General features: G+C 68.3%; 23 protein-coding genes. 11 read left to right on the forward strand and 12 right to left on the reverse strand.

Annotation, left to right across the window (positions count from 1 at the left end; all coding sequences use genetic code 11):
- Positions 1-159 precede the first annotated feature (159 nt).
- The 5 genes from M0R88_RS17475 (at position 160) to M0R88_RS17495 (ending at position 5,591) form a co-directional block, all read left to right on the forward strand.
- Positions 160-1,386, forward strand: a complete 1,227-nt coding sequence (locus M0R88_RS17475; RefSeq protein ID WP_248654697.1) for a thiolase domain-containing protein — start codon at positions 160-162, stop codon at positions 1,384-1,386.
- Entirely contained in the window at positions 1,383-2,876 is a 1,494-nt protein-coding gene (locus M0R88_RS17480) for an OB-fold domain-containing protein (protein ID WP_248654698.1), read from the forward strand. The genes M0R88_RS17475 and M0R88_RS17480 overlap by 4 nt, the downstream gene beginning before the upstream one ends.
- A gap of 262 nt (positions 2,877-3,138) precedes the next feature.
- Positions 3,139-3,819, forward strand: a complete 681-nt coding sequence (locus tag M0R88_RS17485; protein WP_248654699.1) for a DUF8127 domain-containing protein — start codon at positions 3,139-3,141, stop codon at positions 3,817-3,819.
- A 42-nt stretch (positions 3,820-3,861) separates the two neighbouring features.
- Positions 3,862-4,749 (forward strand): 3-hydroxyacyl-CoA dehydrogenase family protein, encoded by an 888-nt coding sequence (locus M0R88_RS17490; protein WP_248656731.1) that lies wholly within the window; start codon positions 3,862-3,864, stop codon positions 4,747-4,749.
- Positions 4,746-5,591 carry an enoyl-CoA hydratase/isomerase family protein gene (locus tag M0R88_RS17495; RefSeq protein WP_248654700.1) on the forward strand — a complete coding sequence of 282 codons (846 nt, stop codon included), beginning with the start codon at positions 4,746-4,748 and terminating at the stop codon, positions 5,589-5,591. The genes M0R88_RS17490 and M0R88_RS17495 overlap by 4 nt, the downstream gene beginning before the upstream one ends.
- Here M0R88_RS17495 and M0R88_RS17500 read toward each other — a convergent pair whose 3' ends face one another.
- On the reverse strand, positions 5,592-6,371 hold the full coding sequence (locus M0R88_RS17500; RefSeq protein ID WP_248654701.1) for a helix-turn-helix transcriptional regulator: 780 nt from the start codon (positions 6,369-6,371) through the stop codon (positions 5,592-5,594).
- A 297-nt stretch (positions 6,372-6,668) separates the two neighbouring features.
- Between M0R88_RS17500 and M0R88_RS17505 the strand changes: the two genes are divergently transcribed.
- A complete protein-coding gene (locus M0R88_RS17505) occupies positions 6,669-6,998 on the forward strand; it encodes a DUF7344 domain-containing protein (RefSeq protein WP_248654702.1) in 330 nt (109 codons plus the stop codon).
- Positions 6,999-7,047: 49 nt separating this feature from the next.
- On the opposite strand, the gene M0R88_RS17510 is transcribed toward M0R88_RS17505, so the two are convergent.
- The gene (locus M0R88_RS17510) at positions 7,048-7,818 is read right to left on the reverse strand and encodes a 3-oxoacyl-ACP reductase family protein (protein WP_248654703.1); all 771 of its coding nucleotides are present in this window, start codon (positions 7,816-7,818) and stop codon (positions 7,048-7,050) included.
- Between the two features lie 100 nt (positions 7,819-7,918).
- Here M0R88_RS17510 and M0R88_RS17515 point away from each other — a divergent pair, with 100 nt between their 5' ends.
- The gene (locus M0R88_RS17515; RefSeq protein WP_248654704.1) at positions 7,919-8,515 is read left to right on the forward strand and encodes a DUF2391 domain-containing protein; all 597 of its coding nucleotides are present in this window, start codon (positions 7,919-7,921) and stop codon (positions 8,513-8,515) included.
- A gap of 331 nt (positions 8,516-8,846) precedes the next feature.
- On the opposite strand, the gene M0R88_RS17520 is transcribed toward M0R88_RS17515, so the two are convergent.
- The 3 genes from M0R88_RS17520 to M0R88_RS17530 all read right to left on the reverse strand — a co-directional run bounded on the left by M0R88_RS17520 (position 8,847) and on the right by M0R88_RS17530 (position 11,358).
- Positions 8,847-9,272, reverse strand: a complete 426-nt coding sequence (locus tag M0R88_RS17520) for an RNA-binding protein (RefSeq protein WP_248654705.1) — start codon at positions 9,270-9,272, stop codon at positions 8,847-8,849.
- 303 nt (positions 9,273-9,575) lie between these two features.
- Entirely contained in the window at positions 9,576-9,764 is a 189-nt protein-coding gene (locus M0R88_RS17525) for a DUF1918 domain-containing protein (protein WP_248654706.1), read from the reverse strand.
- 115 nt (positions 9,765-9,879) lie between these two features.
- Positions 9,880-11,358 carry an alpha/beta hydrolase gene (locus M0R88_RS17530; RefSeq protein ID WP_248654707.1) on the reverse strand — a complete coding sequence of 493 codons (1,479 nt, stop codon included), beginning with the start codon at positions 11,356-11,358 and terminating at the stop codon, positions 9,880-9,882.
- Between the two features lie 311 nt (positions 11,359-11,669).
- On the opposite strand from M0R88_RS17530, the gene M0R88_RS17535 reads away from it, so the two are divergent.
- On the forward strand, positions 11,670-12,233 hold the full coding sequence (locus tag M0R88_RS17535) for an NUDIX domain-containing protein (protein ID WP_248654708.1): 564 nt from the start codon (positions 11,670-11,672) through the stop codon (positions 12,231-12,233).
- A 33-nt stretch (positions 12,234-12,266) separates the two neighbouring features.
- Here the strand turns inward: M0R88_RS17535 and M0R88_RS17540 are convergent, their stop codons facing one another.
- The 4 genes from M0R88_RS17540 to pyrB all read right to left on the reverse strand — a co-directional run bounded on the left by M0R88_RS17540 (position 12,267) and on the right by pyrB (position 15,494).
- Positions 12,267-13,088: a hypothetical protein gene (locus M0R88_RS17540; RefSeq protein ID WP_248654709.1), complete on the reverse strand. Its 822-nt coding sequence runs from the start codon at positions 13,086-13,088 to the stop codon at positions 12,267-12,269.
- A 43-nt stretch (positions 13,089-13,131) separates the two neighbouring features.
- Positions 13,132-13,911, reverse strand: coding sequence for a hypothetical protein (locus tag M0R88_RS17545; RefSeq protein WP_248654710.1), 780 nt, complete (start codon positions 13,909-13,911; stop codon positions 13,132-13,134).
- A 210-nt stretch (positions 13,912-14,121) separates the two neighbouring features.
- Positions 14,122-14,583 carry an aspartate carbamoyltransferase regulatory subunit gene (gene pyrI / locus M0R88_RS17550; protein ID WP_248654711.1) on the reverse strand — a complete coding sequence of 154 codons (462 nt, stop codon included), beginning with the start codon at positions 14,581-14,583 and terminating at the stop codon, positions 14,122-14,124.
- The gene (pyrB, locus tag M0R88_RS17555; protein ID WP_248654712.1) at positions 14,580-15,494 is read right to left on the reverse strand and encodes an aspartate carbamoyltransferase; all 915 of its coding nucleotides are present in this window, start codon (positions 15,492-15,494) and stop codon (positions 14,580-14,582) included. Before pyrB ends, pyrI begins: the two co-directional genes overlap by 4 nt.
- Before the next feature lie 372 nt (positions 15,495-15,866).
- On the opposite strand from pyrB, the gene cutA reads away from it, so the two are divergent.
- Positions 15,867-16,196 carry a divalent-cation tolerance protein CutA gene (cutA, locus tag M0R88_RS17560; RefSeq protein WP_248654713.1) on the forward strand — a complete coding sequence of 110 codons (330 nt, stop codon included), beginning with the start codon at positions 15,867-15,869 and terminating at the stop codon, positions 16,194-16,196.
- A gap of 288 nt (positions 16,197-16,484) precedes the next feature.
- Here the strand turns inward: cutA and M0R88_RS17565 are convergent, their stop codons facing one another.
- Genes M0R88_RS17565 through glpK form a run of 3 tightly spaced genes read right to left on the reverse strand, consistent with a single transcriptional unit; the run spans position 16,485 to position 19,900 of the window.
- Complete coding sequence (locus M0R88_RS17565; RefSeq protein ID WP_248654714.1) at positions 16,485-17,159, reverse strand: HAD hydrolase family protein; 675 nt, start codon at positions 17,157-17,159, stop codon at positions 16,485-16,487.
- 59 nt (positions 17,160-17,218) lie between these two features.
- Positions 17,219-18,355 (reverse strand): DUF7973 family transport facilitator, encoded by a 1,137-nt coding sequence (locus M0R88_RS17570; protein WP_248654715.1) that lies wholly within the window; start codon positions 18,353-18,355, stop codon positions 17,219-17,221.
- Positions 18,356-19,900 (reverse strand): glycerol kinase GlpK, encoded by a 1,545-nt coding sequence (glpK, locus tag M0R88_RS17575; RefSeq protein WP_248654716.1) that lies wholly within the window; start codon positions 19,898-19,900, stop codon positions 18,356-18,358.
- 242 nt (positions 19,901-20,142) lie between these two features.
- Between glpK and glpA the strand changes: the two genes are divergently transcribed.
- Together glpA and glpB are read left to right on the forward strand one after the other, a co-directional pair.
- Entirely contained in the window at positions 20,143-21,873 is a 1,731-nt protein-coding gene (gene glpA, locus M0R88_RS17580; protein ID WP_248654717.1) for an anaerobic glycerol-3-phosphate dehydrogenase subunit GlpA, read from the forward strand.
- Entirely contained in the window at positions 21,863-23,287 is a 1,425-nt protein-coding gene (gene glpB / locus M0R88_RS17585; RefSeq protein ID WP_248654718.1) for a glycerol-3-phosphate dehydrogenase subunit GlpB, read from the forward strand. The genes glpA and glpB overlap by 11 nt, the downstream gene beginning before the upstream one ends.
- The last annotated feature ends 6 nt before the right edge of the window (positions 23,288-23,293 follow it).

Genomic DNA, 23,293 nt, shown 5'->3' on the forward strand with positions numbered 1-23,293 from the left:
GTTATGTCTTCGGGTTCGGCGCGCGCCGGTCGGAGCGAAGCGGCGGGCGGAGCAGAGCGGCCCGCGGAGCGCCCCGGTGAACGGAGTGACCCGCGGAGACCCGACGGCGAACCGGCAAACAACGGCAGGTATTTCCTCGGAGACCCACACGTTCCACCCATGCGAGACGCCTACCTCGTCGGCGCGGCCCAGACCGACTTCGGGTCGTTCCCCGACGAAAGCTACCGGTCGCTGTTCCGAACCGCGTTCGAGGCGGCCCGCGACTCGGTTCCGGCGGACATGGACTCCGAGGACGTGGACGAGGCGGTCGTCGGCACCCTCGGCGTCGGGGGTCGCCAGTTGGGGCTGTCCGGCCCGGCCGCGACCGAACACGTCGGTCTCCACGGGATTCCGACGACGCGCGTCGAGAACGCCTGCGCCGCGTCGGGGTACGCGGTCCGGCAGGCCGTCCAAGCCGTCCGCTCGGGGATGGCCGACGTGGTGCTGGCCGGCGGCGTCGAAATCATGACCGACACGTCCGGCGACGCGACGAAGTACTGGCTCGGGGTCTCGGGCGAGACCGAGTGGGAACGCCTCTCGGGGACCACCTTCGCGGGCGTCTACGCCCAGATGGCCGACGCTCACATGGCCGAGTACGGGACCACGAGCGAGCAACTCTCCCACGTCGCGGTGAAGAACCACCGGAACGGCGCGAAGAACCCCCACGCGCAACTCGGCTTCGAGTGTTCGCTGGAGGACGCCGAGAACGCCCAGACCGTCGCCGACCCGCTCACGCTGTATCACTGCTGTCCGACGACCGACGGGGCCGCCGTCGCCCTGATCGCCAGCGAGGAGGTCGTTGCCGAGTACACCGACGACCCGATTCGGGTCGCGGGCGTCGGCGCGGCGAGCGACGCGGTGGGCCTGTTCCAGCGCGACAGCTACACCGGCATCGAGGCCTCCCAGCGCGCCGCGGAGACCGCATACGAGCGAGCGGGAATCACCCCCGACGACCTCGACTTCGCGGAGGTCCACGACTGCTTCTCCATCGCCGAGATTCTGGCCTACGAGGACCTCGGATTCTGCGACCCCGGCGAGGGTGGCGAACTCGCCGAATCCGGGAAGACCGGACTCGACGGCGAGTTGCCGGTCAACACCTCCGGCGGCCTCAAGTCGAAGGGACACCCCATCGGCGCGACCGGCGCGGGACAGGTCGCGGAGGCGTTCAAACAACTCTCGGGCGACGCCGGAAACCGGCAGGTCGAGGGCGCGAAGCGTGGGCTGACGCACAACGTCGGCGGGAGCGGCGGGGCCGCCGTGGTCCACGTTTTCGAGCGCGAGGCGGGAACCGCCTCGGACAGTCGAGCGGCGAAGCCGCGAGAGCAGGAACGGGAGGTGGACGCATGAGCGACCACGAGTCCGCCGCGAGCAGCGAGCAACCCAAAATCGAAGCGGTCGGATCCTACGCGCCCCGATTCCGCGTCTCCAGCGAGGCGTTCGAGGAGGCGTGGGGCCAGTTCCACGCCGCGGGGGTGAACTCGAAGGCTGTGCCCGACGCCGACGAGGACGCCCTGACGATGGCCTACGAAGCCGCGACGCGGGCGCTCGACGCCGCCGACCGCGACGGGTCGGCGGTCGCGTTCCTCGCGTTCGCGTCCACGACGCCGCCGCTGGCCGAGGAGGACCTGACCGCCCGCCTCGGCGGGATGGTCGGCGTCCCCCGCTCGGCGACCCGCCACGTCTTCACCGGCAGCACGCGCGCCGGGACGCGGGCGCTCGACGCCGCGCTGTCTGCCGGGCCTTGGCCCCGAAAGGAGTCGGAGGACGGCGAGGGCGTCGGTCTGGTCGTCGCCGCGGACTGCCCACGCGGCGACCCCGACAGCGACGAGGACCACGCCGCCGGCGCGGGCGCGGCAGCGTTCGTCCTCTCGGCGTCGGGCGGCGCCGAAATCACCGCGAGGACGGAGTACGCCGAGGAGTACCCCGGCACGCGATTCCGGCGCGTTGGCTCGGAGACCGTCGAAGGACTCGGCGCGACGGGGTACGAACGGCAGGCGTTCACGGAGACGCTGGCGGGGGCGGTCGAGCAGTTGGACTACGACGGGAGCGAAATCGACGCCGCGGCGGTGCAGGCCCCGAACGGCAAGATGCCCTACCGGGCGGCGGGCGCGCTCGGCGTCGAGACCGACGCGATTCGGCGGTGCGCGACGGTCCACGAGTTGGGCGACACCGGCGCGGCTAGCGTCCCGCTGAGTCTGGCGACTGCGCTCGCGGACGGCGCGGAGACAGTCCTCTGCGCCGCGTTCGGGAGCGGCGCTGGCGCGGACGCCCTGCTGGTCGAGACCACCGACAGCGAGGCCGTTGCCTCGTCGCTCGCACTCGGCGACGGCGAACGGGTGACCTACGCCGAGTACCTCCGCAAGCGCGGCGAGTTGACCTCCGGCCCGCCCGACGGGGGCGGGGCGTACGTCAGCGTGCCGTCGTGGAAGCGCACGCTCGACCAGCGCCACCGCCTCGTCGCGGGCCGGTGCCCCGACTGCGGCGGATTGAACTTCCCGCCCGAAGGCGCCTGTAACGACTGCAAGACGCTCGTGGCGGAGTACGACGAGGTGGACCTGACCGGCGAGGGCCGCGTCGAGGCCGCGACGGTCATCTCGCAGGGCGGCGCGCCCCCGGAGTTCGCCGAGCAGCAGGCCCAGTCGGGCGACTTCGCGGTGGCGGTAGTGGCCTTGGCGGGACCGGACGGCGGCGAGGCCAGCGTCCCGGCGCAGGTGGTCGCCGCGGACCCCGGAAGCGTGGCAATCGGCGACGATGTGGAGACGACGATGCGGCGAATCTACACGCAGGAGGGCGTGACCCGGTACGGGTTTAAAATCCGCCCGCAGGGAACGGAGTGACCGAGGACGGATTTTAAACGAGGCGAGTCGCAGACCCGCGCAGGCCGGAGGCCGAGCAGGACCGTCTCGACGTAGTTCAAAGTTTGCCCGCAGGGACCGGAGTGACCGAGGGCGGAGTTCGGAGTAAAGAGCAAACCCATCTAAAGACACCTTATAGGAATATTTTTGGCCTCTAAACATAGCAGTGTATTTCTCGAAGGACGCTGTAGTTGTCTAATCGAAAGGGGAAAAGCACTTATCGAGGACCTGCGACCTGCCGGATATGTCCGAGTGGTCCTCGCACCTCCGTCTCGCGGTCGCGCTCGCGCTCGTGGCGAGTCCGTTCTGGCTGTTGCCCGACGTCGGGGCGACGACCTACGAGTATCAGGCCGAAGAAGTCGAGTACAGCGAGTACGTCACGGGAACGCTGTACGCGGACGACCAAATCGAGGGGCTCGCCTGCGACAACTTCGACGACTTCGGCGAGCAGTGCGTCCTCGCGGCCCGCGTCGCCCAGAACGGGCCGGTGGTCGTGAACCAGAGCGCGATTTTCTCCCGCGCGTACCGGTTCGACACCGAGTACGTCATCGTGGAGGACAGCGGGACGGGCAAGCCGTTCTACCGCTGGCGAATCAATCGGACGGAGCGCCCCGACGACCGGTACCGCGTGACCTACGCGCTGGAGACCGTCACGCCGCCCGAAATCCTCCGCAATATCTCGGTCGCGCCGGGCGACCTCTCGGAGAAAGCCCGGCGCGCGCTCGACGGCGAGACGGTCCGCACGCGCGGCGAACGACTCGACGCCGCCCAGCGGGTCGTCCGTGCGAACGGCACCTACTACTATCTCTCCGAGGAGGAGAACCCCCGCGGCGGGCCGAAGGAGTGGCAAGTACTCGCCGGGCAGGTGGTGGCGGTCGCCGTCGGACTCGGATTACTCCGCGGGCGGTGGTTGCGCGAGAGATAAACGCTTAACCGCGCTCCGGTCGCCTAATCCGACATGAACGACCTGCAAGTCGCCGTGTTGGGAGCCGGAACGATGGGCCACGGCATCGCCCAAGTCTCGGCGATGGCTGGACACAGCGTGACGATTCGGGATATCGAGCAGGACCTCGTGGACGAGGGCATCTCGTCCATCGAATCGAACCTACAGGGCGGCGTCGAGCGCGACAAGGTGTCCGGAGACGAGAAGGCCGCGACGCTCTCGCGCATCTCCGGTACGACCGACCTCGCGGAAGCCGTCTCGGACGCCGACCTCGTGGTCGAGGCGGTCCCCGAGGACGTCGACCTCAAAAAGCAGACCTTCGAGGAGGTCGAGGCGGCCGCACCCGAGGACGCGGTCATCGCGTCGAACACGTCCTCGCTCCCCGTGACCGAAATCGTCTCGGCGCTCGACGACCCCGGCCGAGGCATCGGCCTGCACTTCTTCAACCCCGTCCACATCATGGAGTTGGTGGAAATCGTCGTCGGCGAGCAGACCGACGACGAGACGGTGGAGTTCGTCACGGAGTTCGTGGAGGACGCGAACAAGACCGCCATCGAGGTGCGGGACACCGCCGGGTTCGCCTCCTCGCGCCTCGGGGTCGCGCTGGGCGTCGAAGCGATGCGGATGGTCGAGGAGGGCGTCGCCAGTCCGCGGGACATCGACCAGTCGATGGAACTGGGTTACAACCATCCGATGGGACCCATCGAACTGGGCGACGTGGTGGGACTCGACGTGCGACTGGACATCCTCGAACACCTCCGCGAGGAGTTGGGCGAGCGGTTCCGCCCGCCCCAGATTCTGCGCCGGAAGGTCCGGGCCGGAAAGCTCGGCAAGAAGACCGGCGAGGGGTTCTACGTCTGGGAAGACGGCGAAATCGTGGCCACGAGCGGCGATTGGGGTGACGACGAATGAGCGACGACGAAACGACTGCGGACGACGAAGTCGGAACCCCCGAAGCGGTCGGCGCGGAGTGCGAGACGGTGAACGTCGCGGTCGGCGACCGAGCGGAGAACGTCGCCACCGTCACGCTCTCGCGGCCGGACGCCCGGAACGCGCTGAACGCGCAACTGCGCGCCGAACTGAAGGACGTGCTGGACGCCATCGAGGCCAGCGACGTGCGCGTGGTCGTCCTCACCGGCTCCGAGGAGTCGGGTGCGTTCGTCGCCGGGGCCGACGTGACCGAACTCCGCGAGCGCGGCCCGCTCGAGCAGCGCGAGGCGAGCAAGCGCCCCAGAGTGTACGAGTACGTGGACGACCTCGAACAGCCGGTTATCGGCGCTATCAACGGCCACGCGCTCGGCGGCGGGTGCGAACTCGCGCAGGCCTGCGACACGCGCATCGCCCGCGAGGGGGCCAAGTTGGGCCAACCCGAGATAAATCTCGGTATCATGCCCGGCGGCGGCGGCACCCAGCGCCTCCCGCGACTCGTCGGCGAGGGGCAGGCGATGAAGCTGATTCTCTCGGGCGAACTCGTGGACGCCGAGGAAGCCCGCGACATCGGTCTGGTGGACGAGGTTCACGGTGAGGACGAGTTCGAGGAGCGCGTCTACGACCTCGCCGAGTCGATGGCCGAGAAGAGCCCGCTCGCGCTGGAGTTCGCCAAGAAGGCGGTGAAGGCCAGCAGTCGGATGGAGTTGGAGCAGGGCATCGAGTACGAGGCCGAACTGTTCGCGCACCTGTTCGCCTCCGAGGACAAGAACGAGGGCATCGACGCTTTCTTCGAGGACCGCGACCCCGAGTGGAAGGGGAAGTAATCAGTCCGACTCGTCGCCCGCCCGTTCCCAGTAGGTCCGGAACATCTCTCGCCCCCAGTCGAGCGCGGCCTCGGTGTCGTTGAGCAGGACGCCCCGGAGGTCCCCGCTCTCGTCGTAGACGATGAGGACGAGTCCCTCGTCCTCGGCGACGACGAGACCGAACGGCAGGGTCTCGTCGGTTCGGCGGACCGCGAGCCGGCCGGTGGCGAGCGACTCCGAGAGGCGTTCGGCGTGGTTCTCCCGGAGGTACTCCACGACCGGAGATTCCAGCACGAGGTCGGCCGTCAGGTCGCCGCCGACCACCTCCTCGTGGAATATGTCCACGTACTGGGGCAGGACGACCGGGGTGAACCCGACCACGCGGTCGGTCCGGCGCACGAAGTCGTCGATGTGTTCGACCGGGCCGGTCGGTGCGTGGCGCTCGCCCCGGACGGTCTCGGCCCCGACGAGCAGGTCGGTCGTCACCGGCACGTCCGCGGGGAGCGCCGACAGGAGCGACTCGCCGTCTAAGACGGCGGCCACGCGCTCCTCGAAGGTCCGACACTCCTCGCGGAGCAGGCGGCCGACCAGCGTAAGTGCCACGCCCTCGTCGGTCTCGGTCACGAGACCGCGGTCTTCGAGTTCGCGGACGGCCTTGTACACCGTCGAGCGCGAGACGCCCAGCTCGTCACGCAAGTCGCGTTTGCTCGTCGGTCCCTCGGCCAGTCGGCCGAGAAACGCGGCACGCTTGACCACCGTCGAGATGCGGTCCCGGAGGTCGGAGTCGAGTTCGTCGCTCATGTAAACTGTTCGCAGTTGTGTGACTATCCCGTATTCCAACGCGAGAGACGTATTCGTTTCGGCACTGATGACGATAGACCGGTTCGGTCCGGGCCGGACGAGTCTGGGCGGGTCCGGGCGAGTCTTCGCGAGTCCGGGCGGGTCCGGGCCGGTCCCGTTTCGGAGGCTCGGACGCGTTTCGACCTTCGAAACGTCGGTAGCTCCTCCGAACGCGAGTCCGGCGTCGAACCGTTTCCGGTCGATTACAATCAAATGGGATGGTCCCCTTCGTCCGTTGAACACGCTGGAGGTACGTCCATGATAGGAAACCGAGACGGTTCGACACCGCCCCGAATTGCCCGCGAGTCCGCAGCGACCGACCTCACGACCGAACGACTGTGTGGTCTGCTGAGCGACTCGCTCCGGCGACGCGCCCTCCGCGCGCTCGACCCCGACGAGGGAACGGTCGCGCTCTCGCAACTGGCCGACCGAATCGCGGACGAGTCCGACCGCGAGGTCGAGATGAAACTCCACCACCATCACCTGCCGAAGTTGGACGAAGCAGGGCTCGTGCGGTACGACGGCGACGAGAACGTGGTCGAGGCTCGGCCGCAACCCGACATGGCCGACCAGTATCTGGAACTCTGAGCCGGGCGGCCCGACGAATCGACTCGCGAGTCCCCGAGCGCTCGGTGGCCTACCGCATCAGTTCGCCGCCGTTGACGTTCAGCGTCTCGCCCGTGACGAACCCGGCGTCCCGGAGGTAGGCCGCGGCGTCGGCGATGTCCCGCGGTTGGCCGAACCGTTCGACCGGTATCTCGGCCATCTCCGCCTCCTTTTCGTCCTCGGTCCGGTCGGCGGTCATGTCGGTCTCGACGTGGCCGGGCGCGATGGCGTTGACCCGCACGTCGGGCGCGAAGTCCCCGGCGTGGCTCTTGGTGAGACCGAGAATCCCGGCCTTCGAGGCGGCGTAGTGGCACTCGACCGGCGCGCCGGTGTGGGCCAGAATCGAGGAGACGTTCGTGACCGAGGGCGTCGGCGCGGGGTCCGCGTCGTCCGCCTCGTCCGGCGTCGTCTCCGCCGCCTCTCTGAGGTGGGGAAGGGCGGCCTTGGTCACGTTGAACGCGCCGTTGACGTTGGTGTCCATCACGGCGTCGAAGTCCTCGGGAGAGAGGGCCTCGGTGTAGACGTGCTGGTCCACGCCCGCGTTGTTCACGACGTGGGCCAGTCCGCCGAAGGCCTCGACGGCGGCGTCCACGAGGTCCGCGGCCTCCTCGGGGTCGCCCACGTCGGCCCGGACCGCGACCGCCTCGCTGTCGGTCTTCTCGCCGATGGACTCGGCGACCGCCCGCGCCTTCTGCGCGCTCGATACGTAGTTGACGACCACGTCGTAGCCGTCGCGCGCGAACCGCTCGGCGATTGCCCGGCCGATGCCCCGCGAGGAACCGGTGACGAGTGCTGCTGGCATACCGGAACCACCGCCCGCCGGGACCTTGGCGTTTGGGTCCGGCGAGCGCGGCGGCTCCCGGACCTCGGCGTTTATGCCGACCGCGCGTAATTGCCCACGCATGAGCGACCGGAGAGCCAATTCCGGGACCGACCGGTCGGAGTCGGAGCCGCCCGCCGACCCCGATCTGGAGGACCTGCTGGACGAACTCGAAACGCTCGAAGAGACCGTGGACGACCCCGACGAGCGCGAGCAGGTCCGCGAGACGATGCGGATGGCCCGGCGGGTCTCGACGCCGAGCGCGTTCGGCCGGGTCATCCGGGGGTTCGACCGCCACGACGCCGCGGAGGCGCTGGTCGGGAGCGTGGTGTTCGGGATTCCGATGCTGGTCGAGGGCGGGACCGTCGAAATCGGCGAGTTCATCGCGGCCCACCCGGCCTCGCTGCTGGTCACGCTCGGGGGAACGGTGGCACTGGTGGTCGGTCTGCTCTACGTCGCCGAAATCCAGCAGGTCGAGATTCACCGCCCGCTGTTCGGGGTCGTCCCCCGCCGACTCGTGGGCGTCCTCGGCGTCTCGTTTCTCACCGCGCTCGGGATGATGACCGTCTGGGGGCGCGTCGATTGGGCCGACCCGTGGCTCGCGCTCTGCCAGACGAGCGTGACGTTCTCGGCGATGGCGCTCGGGGCCGGACTCGGCGACATCCTGCCGGGGTCGTGACTGACGCCGGGAGTCGCGGTCGCTCGCGGCCGTCTGCGGCGGTTCGGAGAATTTGTTAGATATTCTACTCGACAACACAAAGTATATCCGTGTAGTGAGGGTATTGGTACCCGTTCACACAGGACTTCTGGTGAGACGCATGATAGAATGCCCACATTGCGGTTCGGACCTGAATCGGCAAGCGAAGACGCAGACGCGGCGAAACGGCGAACCACTCGGCGGTAAATCGACCGGTTCAGAACTGGTCTCTTGTCCCGACTGCGACGAGATGATAGACGGATTCACGGCGCACTGACTCGGCCCGGTCTCCCGATTTTTCGTCTCAGACGCGTCAGAGCGACGCGAACGCCTCGCGGGCGTTCTCGACGGCGGCCTCCTTCTCGGCGGGGTAGGCTTCGACTTTGGCGCGGAAGGTGATTCCCTCGCCGAGTTCGGCCTCGCCGCGGTAGGCCGCCTGCTTGTCGAGGCGGAGGAACAGCGAGCAGTTGTCGTCCACGCGCTCGTCGAGTTCGTCCAGCAGGTCCTCGGCGTCGGGGAGTTGTGCCACCTTCGAGAGGACGTGGCGCATCTCGTCGGCGTTCTCGACGCGCGCCGAGAGGACGAGGATGCGGTCGCCGTGGTGGCCCTCGCTCGTCGCGCGCTCGATTTCGAACTCCTCGGGGAGGTAGGTCCGCAGGGCCTGCTCGACGCGCTTGTCGTCCTCGGTCGCGTAGCAGAACGCCCGCAGGTCGATGTAGTGGAACGGAACTTCGGCCATTGAGAGCGCGTAGGGTCCCCGAACGGAAAAAGGCGTTTCGTTCGGTTCAGTGGGTCGCTGTCGGGGAGGACGAAGTGTGGTGCGGCAGGTGTGCTGTGCGGCGGACGTGTAGTGCGGCGGTGTGCTGTGCGGCGGGTACGTGGTGCGGCAGGTGTGCTGTGCGGTTGCGGTGACTCCCGTACTAAGCCTGAAGCTAGCCCTCGCCGAACGAAGCCACCCGTTCGAGTATCACCGCTTTTGGTGACGCGAGCGATGCCACTCCCGAACGCAGACTCCGGAGAACAGTCGAGGGCCGCAGAAGCGCTACTCCTCGTCTTCGACGGCTTCCAGCGAATCCTCGGGGATGCCGGTCTCCTGTCCGTCCTCGAAACTGACGGTGTAGGTGCTGTCGCCGAACATCGTGTCCATGACCTGCGTGATCTGGCCTTCTTCGCCGTCGTACTCGCTGTGCTCGTCGTGCAGGATGACGCGGTCGTCTTCCTCGAAGCTCATGGGTCGTGATAGCCTCGCTGGTGGTAAAAACGACCCGGTTCGGCGTCGGGCCTCTGGGCGGTCCGGGCGACGGTCGAACTGACCGTCGCCCGGACCGTCCGTCGCGCGTCGAATCTCACTCTGTGGTCGTGGCGGTCCCGCCGGACCCGCCGATTGCGACGCCCGTCGCGTCGGCGGCGAACTCGGCGAGGTCGGCCACGACGCGCTCGGCGACGTGGTTGCGCTCGAAGTACTCCTCTGTGTTGGGCTTCCCGCTACCGGGCATGAACAGATGGTTGAGTCGGTCGTACCGCCGGAACGTGACGTTCGACTCGCCGCCGAGCGCGTCCTTCCAGAGCGGCAGGTCGTCCTCGACCGTGACCTGATAGTCGCGCTCGCCGAACAGGAGCAGTCGCGGGAGTTCGAGGTTTCGGGCGGTCTTCAGGTGGTCGTACTCCGCGAGCGTTCGCCAGTACTCGTCGCCGCCGAGGTGGACCACTTCGTCGTCGGGGAAGTCGAGCCCGCGAATCTGCTCGGCGATGTGACGCGCGTTGTTCAGTTGCTCGCGCTCGGCGTCGGTGACGGTGCCGTCCAGTTCCACGAGGTGGCGGTTCTGGTCGAGGATGGCGTCGCTCGCGGACCGGGCCAGCGGCGCGAGCATGGCGACGCCGGCGAGGTTCCCGTCGCGGGCGGCGATGCGCGGTGTGAGGGTCCCGCCGAGGCTGTGGCCCGTGACCACCGCGTCGCCGTCCGCGACGAGGTCGGTGCCCCGGAGCGCCGCCACGGCCGCGAGCGCGTCGTTCGTCACCACCTCGTCGATGGTTATCTCCGCGAGGTTCACGTCGCAGGCGACGGTGCGCTTCTGGTACCGGAGGACGGCGACGCCGCGGGAGGCCAGCCCCCACGCGAGGTCCTTGTAGACCTTGTTCGGGCCGGAGGTGCCGTCGCGGTCTACCGGTCCCGAGCCGTGGACGAGGACGACGCCCGGCACGCGCTCGACGCCCATCGGCAGGGTCAGCGTCCCCTCCAGCGTGCAGGCGTCGGTCGCTCGGAGCGAGACGGTGCGCTCGGTGAACGCCGACTGGTCGGCGTACGCTGGGGATGACCACTCTTCGGCCACGCGCCGAATCTGGAAGCCGCCGATGGCCTCGGAGCCGAAGTACAGGACGACCTCCCGGCGGCCGCGCTCGAACTCGGCGACGCCGGTCACCACGCGGTAGCGGTTCTGCTCGGAGACCTCCAGCGCCGTGAAGGTCCGGAACGCGCCGATTTGGCCCTCCAATCCGGTCCAGACCTGTTCGAGTCGTTGCGTCGAAATCTGTTCGGCCGCGGTCGAGTCGAATCGCCCGTGGGCCTCCTCGAAGGAACCGTCGGCGAGGAGACCGACGAACGCTCTCGCGCGTCGTTTCAGTTCCTCGGGGGTCGGCGTGCCGCTTGTCGTCTCGGCGTCGCTCTCCGTCTCGGTCTCGGACGGTGCGGTCGTCGCGAGCGTGGTGGAGGTCGCGGTCGATACGGTCGTGTTGGTGGCGTCGCCGGCACCCTGACAGCCGGCCAGCAGTGCCGTCAGGCCGGAGCCGACTGCAGTCAGGACATCGCGTCGGTCGAATCGTGTCATGGTTGGTCGTGGAGTCGTCAGCGGGGTCCGCTGTAGTCGCGGTGGCTTGCGGTAGTTTGCGGTGGTTCGCGGTCGTCTGCGGTCGTGCGTAAAGGAGGCTTGTCGTAAAGCCCCCTTTACAGTAAAGTCCCCTTTACACTCGGTATTAAAGCTAGCGGTGAAGCGTTCCGACCGCCGACAGGTTCGAGCGCGACCGCCGCCGACCGAAGGCTTATTCGGACGGCCGGACAAGCCTCGGAGTATGACTTCGCGCTCGCCCACAGCGGTCCGGTCCGCTCGCTGTCAGTCGATTCCGCTCGTACGACGTCCCGATGACCACAGTTGACGACCTGTGGTATCTCGCCACCCGCGCGGACCAGCGCGCCGAGCAGGTCCACCACCGCCTGACCGACGCCCACGACGACTTCCTCGAACGACGCCACAGTCGCCGGGTCTCGCGCTCGCGGTTCCGCACCCTCGCCGAGCGCATCGCCGAGTTCGGCGCGCCCTACGGCGCACACTCGATAGTCTACCGACCGTCGGGCGAACTACTGCTGGTCTGGCACGCGGGCGTGGACATGTGGGTCGTCCCCGGCGGCGAACCCGACCCCGACGAGTCGTTCCGCCGGGCGGCCGAGCGAGAACTCGCCGAAGAGGCGGGCGTCGAGGCCAGTTACGACGGACTGGCGATGAACGTCCGAGTCGAAGTCCGGTGCGACGACTACGAGACGTGGGGTGTCCTCCCGCTGTTCGAGGCGCGCGTCGAGGGCGAGACCGCGCCCGAACCCGACGACCCCGACGGCGAGATCACGGACGCCGACTGGTTCGCGGACCTGCCCGAGAACACCCGCGACCGCGAGGACCTGCAGGCGTGGCGCGAGTTCGCGCTGGAGTGACGCCGCGTTCGAGCGCCCGCCCGGAGACGGGCCTCACTCGTGGGAGACGCCCTCGCGGGCCTCGGCCTTCTTCCGGCGGAGCGCGGCCCGCGCGTTGCTGGCGTCGTAGCCGAAGAAGACGTTCTCGGCGTACTCGTCGGCGACCTCCGCGGCGTGGATGAGGTTGTCCACGTCCACGTCCACCGCGTAGAGTTCGACGCTGAAGGGAGCGTCGAGCGCGTCCCGAAAGCCGCTGGCGATGGTTTCGAGCCAGTAGGTCGTCTCGTAGGCCATGTCGTAGAGCGGGACGACGAACTCGTCCACGTACTCGGCGAGCGCGTCCACGTCGAGTCCCGCTCGCTCGTAGAGGTGACCCGGATACGGGTCGGGGTAGAGCGTGAAGTATGTCTTGCCCGGAATCCGGTCGGCGGCCTCGGCGACGAACTCGGTGACGACGCTCGCGCGCCACTCGAAGCGGTCGTCGAAGTCGCTGGCCGCGAATCGCTCGTCGCACCGCTCGCAGTGACAGTACTCGGCGCGCGGGAATCCCACGTCGTCGAGTCGCACGTCGGGGTTCGCTTCGGCGCAGTCCGAGACGATTTCGAGGACGCCCTCGCGGTAGTCCTCGCGCGTCGGGCAGACGTACGCCCAGTCGAAGTAGCGCCGCTCGCGGGTGGCGAGGTCGCCCTCGTCGCTGACCGCCGCGAGGTCGGGGTCGGCCTCGACCGCGGCGTTGTCTCCGAAACACGACACCATGTTGACCGCCCCGTCGAGCGGTTCGGCCGACCTGCCGGTCACGTCCTTGACCTCGTAGAAACCGCGGTCGAACTCCGGCCAGTCGAGTTCCTCCTCGTTGCGCGTGACGACGCCGTACATACCCGCCGTTGGTCGCCGTCGCGGGTAAGTGGTTCGCTCTCGCCTATCCGCGATTGCACCCCTGCGGCAGCGTCGCGTTGGTCGGCGCGGACCGGTTCACCGAACCGACCGACCAGTTCGAGGCCTCGCCCTTGATGATCAGCGCCTCGCCGACCGTTCCGTTCTCGACCACGATGTCGGGTTTCTTCTCGCCCGCGGCGGGCGCGATCGGGTCGCCGGTCGTGCGCTGGCCGAGCGACGTGTTGCCACAGAGGATGGCCGCGTCCACGACGAGGCGGTCGATGACGACCCCCGAGACGGTGCTGTTCTTCGTCCACTGGCGGTCGATGGTCCGGTTCTCGACGTTCGGGTCGAAGAAGCTCCCGCCGGGCACGTTGAGGACGGACTTGTTCCGGATGACGAGTTTCCGGGCGGTGACGTTCTTCATCCGGGCGCGCTCGATGGCGAACCGACCCACCGAGACGTTCGAGAGCGTGACGTTCGTCCGCCGCCCATTCTCGGTCGTCGCGTTCCGGACGACGACGTTCCGGACCGTCGCGTTCAGCACCGTCGAGTTGCGTATCAGCCACGTCTTGACCGTCACGTTCTCGAGCGACACCTTGTACTGGGCGAACGAGTCGTCCGCGTCGGATGCTCCGGCATCCGACGCGGACGCGGTAGCGTTAGCATCGGAGACTGCACCGGCAGTCCGGTGAATCGATTCGCCGGGGCGCTGTACCGGACCGTCGTCCCCGCTGTCGGTCCCGACGCCGACGGCCGGTCCCACTCCGGCTAACAGGACGGCGAGCGCGAGCGCGACGGCGGGAAGTGGTCGAGCGTTCATCTCCGAAGGAGTACTCCGAGGCCGGAAATAAACGAAAACGACTGTTCTGTCCGTTTTGTCTCGTAACGGAACGTTTCGTGCAAAGTAGCCGCCACTTATCTCGACTTCCGACCGAGGGTCGCGGTCGCCGGAATCGGCGGTCGGTGCGCAATTGCGTCGCGGGCCGACGCCGCGGCGTCGGCCCGTAAGTCGTGTCTCGACTCGCCGGCCTTACTCGACCGCGATGTGGGCCGCGAGGTCCTCGCGGACGATGGTGTCGCAGTACTCGCAGCGCACGCCGTCGTCCAGCACGTCGAACTTCGTCTCGACCGGTTCGTCGGCGTTCGTGATGCAGTTGTGGTTCGGACACGAGAGGACGCCGACCACGCGCTCGGGGCGTTCGAGATACTGCTTCTCGGCGACCTCGTACTCCCGGATGATGTTGATGGTCGCCTCCGGCGCGATGAGCGACAGCACGTCCACCTCGTCTTGGCTCAACTCGCGGTCCTCGACCTTCACGATGTCCTTGTGGCCCATCCGGTCACTCGGGATGTTCATCCCGACGCTGACGGTCTCGCCCGACTCGCCGTCGATGCCGAGGATGGCGAGGACGTTGAGCGCCTGTCCGGCGCGGATGTGGTCGATGACGGTCCCCCTCGGAATCTTGCTGACGCGGAGTTGGTGGTCGCTCATCGGTCTCCCTCCAAGAGTTGGTCGAGCAGCGCCATCCGGACCGGCACGCCGTTGTGGGCCTGCTCGAAGTACGTCGCGTAGTCGGTGTCGTCCACCTCGGGTGCGATCTCGTCCACGCGCGGGAGCGGGTGCATCACGGTCAGGTCGTCTTTCGCCGGTCCGAGTGTTTCGAGGTCGATACCGTACTCGCCCGCGACCTCCTGATACTCGTTCTCGTCGGGGAAGCGCTCGCGCTGGATGCGCGTGACGTAGAGGACGTCGAGCGACGGCAGAATCTCCTCTAACTCGGTGTGCTCGCGCACCATCGCGCCCTCCTCGTGGAGGTCGTAGCGCACGCTCCGGGGGAGCTTCAGACTCTCGGGGCTGACGAAGTGCTGGTCGGCGTCGAAGTTCGTCAGCGCGTGGGCCAGCGAGTGGACGGTGCGGCCGTACTTCAGGTCGCCCATGATGCCGATTGTCAGGTCGTCCAACCCCGCGTTCTCTCGAATCGTGTAGAGGTCGAGCAACGTCTGGGTCGGGTGGTGGCCCGCGCCGTCGCCCGCGTTGAGCAGGGGCACGTCCACGAACTCGCCGACCATCTTCGCCGCGCCCTGACTCGGGTGGCGCAACACGAGCGCGTCGGCGTAGCCCTCGATGACGCGCGCGGTGTCGGCCAGACTCTCGCCCTTCTTGACCGACGAGGACTCGACGGTGCCCATGTCCACCGTGTCGCCCCCGAGGCGCTTGATGGCTGTCTCGAAGCTCATCTTCGTCCGGGTACTCGGCTCGAAGAAGCACAGTCCCAGTATCGCGTCCTCGTGGCGGTCCCCGAACGCGGCCGGGTCGGCGTCGAACTCCGCCGCGCGGTCGAGGACCGACTCTACGTCCTCCCGAGAGAGTTGTTTCGCAGTGATGAGGTGGTCGTCCCGCATTGGTAGAGTAGGGTAGTGGACGCGCCTTGAATGTCTCGGACTGGGATTCGAATTCGAGAGACAAACCGGTGGCACGCGCGAAATTCACCCGAGGGCTTAAGGCCGAAGCCGGGACGAACCCCGCTCGGACGTGTCGCTCGGTCGCGCGAGCAACGGCCGACCGGAGCGGGCGACGGTCGCGTGACCGGCGCGAGCGGTTGCGGGCAGATAGCTGGCGAGTCAGTCAGCAGTGTCGTCCGGCGGTGTCGCCGCCTCGCTGGAGGCGGGAACGCCGCTTTCCCCCAAGGCGGCGACACCGCCCTACCCCGTAACTACCAGTCCGACTAATCCGAGAGGACGGAGCCTAATTACCCGAGCGTCGTAGCGACGGGTATGCCGACCGCCTACGTCACTGCACCGCCCGAAGTGGCGACAGACATCGCCGAAGCGCTCGTCGAGGAACGACTCGCGGCCTGCGTCAACCGGTTTCCCTGCACCTCGGTCTACCGGTGGGAGGGCGAGGTCCACCGCGACGAGGAGGTGGTTCTGCTGGCCAAGACCACCGATGCGGGTTACGACCGACTCGAAGAGCGGGTCGAGGAGTTGCATCCCTACGACGTGCCCTGCATCGAGCGGTTCGAGGAGCGCGAGATGCTGGACTCGTTCGCGGCGTGGCGCGACGAGGCGGTGTCGTCCGGAGCGTCGGCGTCGGACGATGAGTGACGGCTGGAAGGCGTCGAATAGGAGCTAGCTACTGCCGACACCGAGGAGACCGCACAGCAGACTCCGACCGCACCCTGCCCGCGACCGCAGAGCGGACTACCGCCGAGGAAAAGGAGTCACCGTACAGCACCGCGACGGCACTGCGGCCGCACAGCACCGCAGGCCTCACGCCTCCCCAGCCTCGCGGTCGCTACGCTCCCGCTCCCTCGCGCGATGGGCGCGGCGCGTTCACGCGCCGCGCCCGTACGCGCCGGTCGAAAAGACGTATCTTCGCGCTCCGTCGCCTGTTCAGGCGCGCTCGCGGAGGTCGTCCAGCACCCCGAGCGTGCCCTCGGAGTACGACTCGTCCAGTACCACGTCGGCGGCGCGCTGGGCTTTGGCGTCGGCGTTGGCGACCGCGTAGGACTCGCCGGCGACGCCGAACGTGGACACGTCGTTCTCCGAGTCGCCGATAGCTACGAACTCGTCGGGGTCTCGGTCGAGGAGCCGCGCGACCGACTTCAGCCCGCGACCCTTCTCGATTTCGGGGGCCTTGACGTGGTAGGCGAACCCGGTGTCCACGACTTCCAGTCCGTGTTCGGCCGCGAGTTCTTCGAGCGGGCCGAGCGGCTGGTCCCGAGCGACCGCCACCTCGGTCTCGCGCCACCGGTTTACCGTGTCCGTCGGTCCCCACCCGAGGTCGTGGCCCGCCGCGACGTACTTCTCTGCGACCCGGCGCGCGGCCTCGCCGTCGCCGTTCGTCGTGACCGCCTCGCCCGAGAGGACGATACCGCCGTTCTCGGCGATGACGTTCTGTTCGACGTACATGAAGTGACAGAGCGCCACGGGGTAGGGGAACGCCTTCCCGGTGGCGACGACGACCGGCGCGTGCCACTCGGGAAGCACGTCGAAGAACCGCGGGTCTACGGAGTCGTCGGGCCGAGTCATCGTGCCGTCGATGTCGAGGACGAGCGGCGGAACCATGCGGTAGCGTGGGAGCGGCGCGCACAAAAAGCGGTCGTTCGGAGGTCGCGTCCGTCCGTTCAGAGGCCGAGCGTCGGCACCCAGACGCTCTGGGGGAAGACGCCGACGATGGCCAGCACCGCGATGAGGAAGGTGCCGACGACGATGGCGGCGGCGGGCGGGTCGAAGTGAGTGTCGGCGTGCGCGTAGAAGATTCGCTGGACGAGTTCGCCGACGAGCGCGCAAATCGCGCCGAAGACGCCGCCGACCACGAGCGCCGAGGCGAGCGGAATCGCGGCCGCCACCTCCGCGGGCGGGGCCGTCGAGACCGCCATCCCGGCCGGAGCCAGCGCCAGCGCCGCGGTGCTGGCGGGCAGGCTGATGTGGTGAGTCACCGGAATCTGCTCGACGCCGCAGTTGAGGAAGACGAGACTCGCCGCGCTGATGCCGAACGCGAGGAACGGACTGCCGGTCGTATAGGCAGTGAACGCCGCGAGGATGCCCACGACGACGCCCAATGTCGCCACGTTCGCCCACTTGTACTGGTGGGGGAGCCACGGTTCGACGACGAACCGGCCCTCGGCGGTTCCGCCGTCGGCGGCGGGTTCCCGCCCACCGTCACTGTCGGCGGTCGCGGCCTCGCCGATGATGCGTCGGTCACCGTCCTCGAACGGCGACATGTCGAGGATACCGCCGCTGGTGTCGCCGATGATGTCGTAGCCGAAGACGATGCGGTGGATGACGGCCGACAGCACGACGCCCATCGCGATGGGGTCGTAGGGCATCCCGAGCGTCGAGGAGGCGACGGTCAGCCAGTAGCCGACGATACCGAACGCGCCGCCGACCGCGAGCACGTCGGGTTTGGTCCCCTGCGCGAACGCGATGTTCTTGGCCTCGTGGAAGTCGAAGTCGGTGTCCATGTACCCGCGCTTCGCGGCGTAGGCGGCCGCGGCCGCGCCGCCGGCGAAGCTGATGGCCGGGGAGAACACCGGCCCGAAGGCGATGGAGCCGGTGATGCCGACCGCCGCGAGTTCGCCCGCCGCGCCCGCCTCCGACGCGCCGGCGACGGTCTTTCCGATGACGTTGGCCGCCTCGTCCGCGATGACCATGAAGCCGGTGAAGATGAACGCCGGGAGCGCCCCGAGCGCCGCGCCGAACGCGCCGCCCGCGAACGCCGCCAATAGCATCTCCACCGCCCACAGATCAGCCCAAGCCATCTAACTCTCTCCCCCGTCGCGCGCCCAGTCGGTGGCACGTTCGACGGCGTCGGCCCAGCGGTCGTACATCTCGTCCGCTTCGTCGCGGTTCATGTCCGGTTCGAACTCGCGGTCAACGCGCCAGTTGTCCCGGAGTTCCTCGGGATCGTCCCAGTAGCCGACCGCGAGGCCCGCGGCGTAAGCCGAACCGAGTGCGGTCGTCTCGTCGACTTCGGGTCGGGCGATTTCGGTGCCGATGATGTCGGCCTGCAACTGGCAGAGGAAGTTGTTCTTGACCGCGCCGCCGTCCACCTTCAGACTCTCCATCTCGATGTCGCTGTCGGCGACCATCGCCTCGGCCACGTCGCGGGTCTGGTACGCGATGGATTCGAGCGTCGCGCGGACGACGTGTTCCCGGCGCGTCCCGCGGGTCATCCCGACGATGGTGCCCCGAGCGCGCTGGTCCCAGTGGGGCGCGCCGAGACCGGTGAAGGCCGGGACGACGTAGACGCCGTCGGTCGAATCGACGCTCCGGGCCAGCGTCTCGGACTCGGCGGCGTCCTCGATGAGCGTCATGTCTTCGAGCCACTCGATCGCCGCACCCGTCACGAAGATGGCTCCTTCGAGGGCGTACTGGACGGGTTCGCCCGAGCGCTGGAACCCGACCGTCGTGAGCAGGCCGTGGTCGCTGTCCACCGCCTCGTTACCCGTGTTCATCAGGAAGAAGCTCCCCGTGCCGTAGGTGTTCTTGGCGTCGCCCGCGTCGAAGCAGGTCTGGCCGAACAGCGCGGCCTGCTGGTCGCCGAGCGCGCCCGCGACCGGAATCTCGGCCCCGAGGAAGCCGTCGGGGTCGGTCGCGCCGTAATAGTCTTCGTCGCTGGAGGGCCGGACCTCCGGCAGACACTCCTCGGGGACGTCGAACTCCCGGAGGAGGTCGTCGTCCCAGTCCATCTCGTGGATGTCGAACAGCATCGTCCGGGAGGCGTTAGTTACGTCGGTGATGTGGTTCCCGGTGAGGTTGTATATCAGCCACGAGTCGATGGTGCCGAACATGATTTCGCCCTCGGCGGCCCGCGATTTGAGGTCCGCCGGGCGGGCGCGCTGGGTCTTGATGGGGTCGGCGTTGTCCAACAACCACTCGGCCTTCGTCGCCGAGAAGTAGGCGTCGGCTTCGAGACCGGTCTTCGCTCGAATCTCTTCGACCTTCCCCTGCGCTTCGAGTTCCTCGACGCGGTCGGTCGTCCGTCGGTCCTGCCAGACGATGGCGTTGTGGACCGGCTTGCCGGTGTCGCGGTCCCAGAGCAGCGTCGTCTCGCGCTGGTTGGTCACGCCGATGGCGGCGAGTTGGTCCGCGGTCAGTCCGGCGTCTTCGAGCGCCGCCCGGACGACCGACTTGGTGTTCTCCCAAATCTCGACCGGGTCGTGTTCGACCCAACCGGGTTCGGGGTAGATCTGTTCGTGGGTCTCGTACGAGTTGGCGACGACCTGGCCGCCGTGGTCGAAGACCATGAAGCGAGTACCGGTCGTCCCTTGGTCTATCGCGCCGACGTATGTTTCCTGAGTCATGGGTGAGTTACCGTAGTTACCGTCAACCACTACCGTGTTCACGACATCGTGCGTAGTTTACGCATGGTGCCGCTATACTGGTAAACAATATTGACTTTCATTATAAAACTTTCGCAGGAACGTGCCAGAAGCGGTCGTATCCGTCAGAAATCGTGGCGATTCGACGCTCGGAGAGTCATTTACTGCGATACATGGAATGGCGGTAAAGTAAAGTGACGTGAGTGCGAGTTTCGAGAAAAGGGATGACAGCTACTACGGACGTTCTCGTCGTCGGCGGGGGGTCTACGGGCACCGGCATCGCGCGGGACTTGGCGATGCGAGGGGTGGACGTGACGCTCGTCGAGAAAGGGAACCTGACTCACGGGACGACCGGGCGGATGCACGGACTCCTCCACAGCGGCGGTCGCTACGCGGTCTCCGACCGAGCGAGCGCCGAGGAGTGCATCGAGGAGAATCGCGTCCTCCGGGACATCGCCGGCCACTGCGTCGAGGAGACCGGCGGGCAGTTCGTCCAGTTGGAGGGCGACCCGGACGAGTACTTCGAGGAGAAACTGGCGGGCTGTCGGGAGTGTGGCATCCCCGCGGAGGTCCTCACGGGGGAGGAGGCCCGCGAGGAGGAGCCCTATCTGACCGAGGACGTGAAGCGGGCGATTCGGGTGCCGGACGGCGCTATCGACCCGTTCCGGCTCTGCGTCGCCAATGCAATCAGCGCGGAGAACCACGGCGCGCGCATCGAGACCCACGCCGAAGTCGTGGACCTGCTGGGCGACTCGGACCGCGTGACCGGCGCGACGATTCGCCACGACAGCGGCCCCGGCAAGCGCACGCACGGCAAAGTGGGCGAAACCGAGGAGATTCGCGCCGAGTACGTCGTCAACGCGACCGGCGCGTGGGCCGGGCAGTTGGGCGAGATGGCGGGCGTGGACATCGAGGTCCGACCGTCGAAGGGCGTGATGGTCGTGATGAACTGCCGGCAGGTGGACACCGTTATCAATCGGTGCAGGCCGAAGGGCGACGCCGACATCGTGGTGCCCCACGAGACGACCGCCATCCTCGGCACGACCGACGAGGAGGTCTCGGACCCCGAGGACTACCCCGAGGAGCGCTGGGAGGTGGACCTGATGATAGACGAGTTGAAGCGACTCGTCCCCATCCTCGAAGAGGCTCGGACGGTCCGGTCGTTCTGGGGCGTCCGCCCGCTATACGAACCGCCGGAGGTCGGGAGTTCGGACCCGACCGACATCACCCGCGACTACTTCCTGCTTGACCACGAGGAGCGCGACGACCTGCACGGGCTGACCTCCATCGTCGGCGGGAAGTTCACGACCTACCGGATGATGGCCGAGGAGATCAGCGACCACGTCTGCGAGCAGTTGGGCGTCTCCGCGGCGTGCCGCACCGCCGACGAACCCCTGCCGGGAAGCGAGGACGAGTCGGTCTTGGACGCCGGGATGGACCGCTTCGGCCTGCGCTCGCCGGTCGCACGCCGGAGCGCCCAGCGCCTCGGGTCGCGGGCCGACGACGTGCTGTCGTCGGTCGAACCCAACCCAGTTCTCTGTGACTGCGAAGCCGTCACGCGCGCCGAGGTGCGCGACGCCATCGACCAGTCGGGCACCGACCTCAACGCGGTCCGCATCCGGACCCGCGCCTCGATGGGCAACTGTCAGGGCGGGTTCTGCTGTCACCGGATGGCCAGCGAACTCCACCCCGAGTTCGAGGAACCGCAGGCCTACGCCGCGCTCGACGAACTGTTCCAGGAGCGCTGGAAGGGCGAACGACACGCCCTCTGGGGCGAACAGCTCTCGCAGGCCGCGCTGAACTACGCGCTCCACGCGACGACGATGAACCGGGACCGCGACCCGGTGGCCGACGGCGAGCGGGACGAGGGCTCTGCTATCGACTTCGCGGCGTTCGACGCGGGTGAGTCGCACTCGCCGACCGCCGCCCCCGACGGAGGGCGACATGGCGATTGAGGACGACGTGACCGTCGTCGGCGGCGGCCTCGCCGGGATGACCGCCGCGCTCGCCGCCGCCCGCGACGGTGCCGAGGTCCGGGTCCTGTCGCACAAGGACTCGACGCTCAAGAGCGCGAGCGGACTGGTTGACGTGCTGGGGTATCGGCCGCGTTCGGCGGCGGCTGACGAGCGCGGTGCAGGGTCGGACGAGTCGGCGAACGACGCCGACCGCGGCGAGGAGTCGAGCCCGGCGGACGGACCGCTCGCCGACCCCTTCGACGCGATTCCCGACCTGCCGGAGTCGCACCCCTACCGAACCGTGGGCGTCGAGGGCGTCCGGGACGCACTGGCGCTCTTCGACGAGGTGGTCGGCGACCGGTACCGCGGGAGCCACACCGACCGGAACGCGCTGGTCCCGACCCACGTCGGGTCGGTCAAGCCGACCGCGCGCTACCCCGCGACCGCGGCGGCGGGACTGGCCAGCGACGACCGGAGCGCCCTGCTGGTCGGCTTCGAGACCGTCACGGACTTCGACGCGCCGCTCGCGGCCGCCCACCTCGAATCCGCGGGCGTCCCGTTCGCCGCGCGCGGCGCGACGATTGCGTTCCCCGGCGACTTCCGGGTGGACGCCAAGATTACGCGGTTCGCCGACGCGCTCGACGCGAACGAGCGCGTCGCGGTCGAGGGCGACGGATACACGACCGAGCTACCGGTTCGGACGGCGCTCGCGGAGGCCGTGAAACCCCACCTGCGGGGCGAGGAGCGCGTCGGCTTCCCCGCAATTTTGGGCCAGCACGACCCGGCGGAGGTCTGCGCCGACCTCGAATCCGAACTCGGTGCGGCCGTCTTCGAGGTTCCGATGGGACCGCCGAGTCTGCCGGGGATGCGCCTCGAAGGCGCGTTCCTCGCGGCCTGCCGGGAGGCGGGCGTGCGGTTCACGACCGGAAACCCGGTGGTGGACTACGAGACGGGCGACGGAACGAGCGGCGGGAGCGGCGACGAGACTGGCGACGGGGACGGCGATGCTCCCGGCATCGCCGCCGTCCGCGTCGAGCGAAACGGCGCGGCGATTCCGTTCCACGCCGACCAGTTCGTGCTGGCGACCGGCGGGTTGGTGGGCAAGGGCATCGACTCGGACCGCGAGAGCGTCGAGGAGCCCATTTTCGACTGCCACGTTCCCCACTCGCGGGACCGATACGACTGGTTCGCCGACGACGCCTTCGGCGACCACCCCTTCGCGCGGTTCGGCGTGGAGACCGACGACGACCTGCGACCCCTCGACCGGGAGGGCGACGTGGAGTTTTCGAACCTGCGGGCCGCCGGCGCGGTGCTGGGCGGCTACGACTTCGCGGCCGAGAAGTCCGGGGCGGGCGTCTCGCTCGCCACCGGCGTCGCGGCCGGGCGGAGCGCGGCGCGAGAGGTGACGAGGTGACTATCT

This window comes from Halorussus gelatinilyticus (genome assembly GCF_023238445.1).
Taxonomy (GTDB): Archaea; Halobacteriota; Halobacteria; order Halobacteriales; family Haladaptataceae; genus Halorussus; species Halorussus gelatinilyticus.

Excerpts from the sequence above, each read along its gene's own strand:
- M0R88_RS17500 (WP_248654701.1), bottom strand. The coding sequence starts at position 6,371 with ATGAGCGACGAACTCGACTCCGACCTCCGGGACCGCATCTCGACGGTG.
- glpA (WP_248654717.1), top strand. The coding sequence starts at position 20,143 with ATGACAGCTACTACGGACGTTCTCGTCGTCGGCGGGGGGTCTACGGGC.
- glpK (WP_248654716.1), bottom strand. The coding sequence starts at position 19,900 with ATGACTCAGGAAACATACGTCGGCGCGATAGACCAAGGGACGACCGGT.
- pyrI (WP_248654711.1), bottom strand. The coding sequence starts at position 14,583 with ATGAGCGACCACCAACTCCGCGTCAGCAAGATTCCGAGGGGGACCGTC.
- glpB (WP_248654718.1), top strand. The coding sequence starts at position 21,863 with ATGGCGATTGAGGACGACGTGACCGTCGTCGGCGGCGGCCTCGCCGGG.
- M0R88_RS17495 (WP_248654700.1), top strand. The coding sequence starts at position 4,746 with ATGAGCGACGACGAAACGACTGCGGACGACGAAGTCGGAACCCCCGAA.
- M0R88_RS17520 (WP_248654705.1), bottom strand. The coding sequence starts at position 9,272 with ATGGCCGAAGTTCCGTTCCACTACATCGACCTGCGGGCGTTCTGCTAC.
- pyrB (WP_248654712.1), bottom strand. The coding sequence starts at position 15,494 with ATGCGGGACGACCACCTCATCACTGCGAAACAACTCTCTCGGGAGGAC.
- M0R88_RS17515 (WP_248654704.1), top strand. The coding sequence starts at position 7,919 with ATGAGCGACCGGAGAGCCAATTCCGGGACCGACCGGTCGGAGTCGGAG.
- M0R88_RS17540 (WP_248654709.1), bottom strand. The coding sequence starts at position 13,088 with ATGTACGGCGTCGTCACGCGCAACGAGGAGGAACTCGACTGGCCGGAG.
- M0R88_RS17485 (WP_248654699.1), top strand. The coding sequence starts at position 3,139 with ATGTCCGAGTGGTCCTCGCACCTCCGTCTCGCGGTCGCGCTCGCGCTC.
- M0R88_RS17505 (WP_248654702.1), top strand. The coding sequence starts at position 6,669 with ATGATAGGAAACCGAGACGGTTCGACACCGCCCCGAATTGCCCGCGAG.
- M0R88_RS17530 (WP_248654707.1), bottom strand. The coding sequence starts at position 11,358 with ATGACACGATTCGACCGACGCGATGTCCTGACTGCAGTCGGCTCCGGC.
- M0R88_RS17570 (WP_248654715.1), bottom strand. The coding sequence starts at position 18,355 with ATGGCTTGGGCTGATCTGTGGGCGGTGGAGATGCTATTGGCGGCGTTC.
- M0R88_RS17565 (WP_248654714.1), bottom strand. The coding sequence starts at position 17,159 with ATGGTTCCGCCGCTCGTCCTCGACATCGACGGCACGATGACTCGGCCC.
- cutA (WP_248654713.1), top strand. The coding sequence starts at position 15,867 with ATGCCGACCGCCTACGTCACTGCACCGCCCGAAGTGGCGACAGACATC.
- M0R88_RS17545 (WP_248654710.1), bottom strand. The coding sequence starts at position 13,911 with ATGAACGCTCGACCACTTCCCGCCGTCGCGCTCGCGCTCGCCGTCCTG.
- M0R88_RS17475 (WP_248654697.1), top strand. The coding sequence starts at position 160 with ATGCGAGACGCCTACCTCGTCGGCGCGGCCCAGACCGACTTCGGGTCG.
- M0R88_RS17480 (WP_248654698.1), top strand. The coding sequence starts at position 1,383 with ATGAGCGACCACGAGTCCGCCGCGAGCAGCGAGCAACCCAAAATCGAA.
- M0R88_RS17525 (WP_248654706.1), bottom strand. The coding sequence starts at position 9,764 with ATGAGCTTCGAGGAAGACGACCGCGTCATCCTGCACGACGAGCACAGC.
- M0R88_RS17535 (WP_248654708.1), top strand. The coding sequence starts at position 11,670 with ATGACCACAGTTGACGACCTGTGGTATCTCGCCACCCGCGCGGACCAG.
- M0R88_RS17510 (WP_248654703.1), bottom strand. The coding sequence starts at position 7,818 with ATGCCAGCAGCACTCGTCACCGGTTCCTCGCGGGGCATCGGCCGGGCA.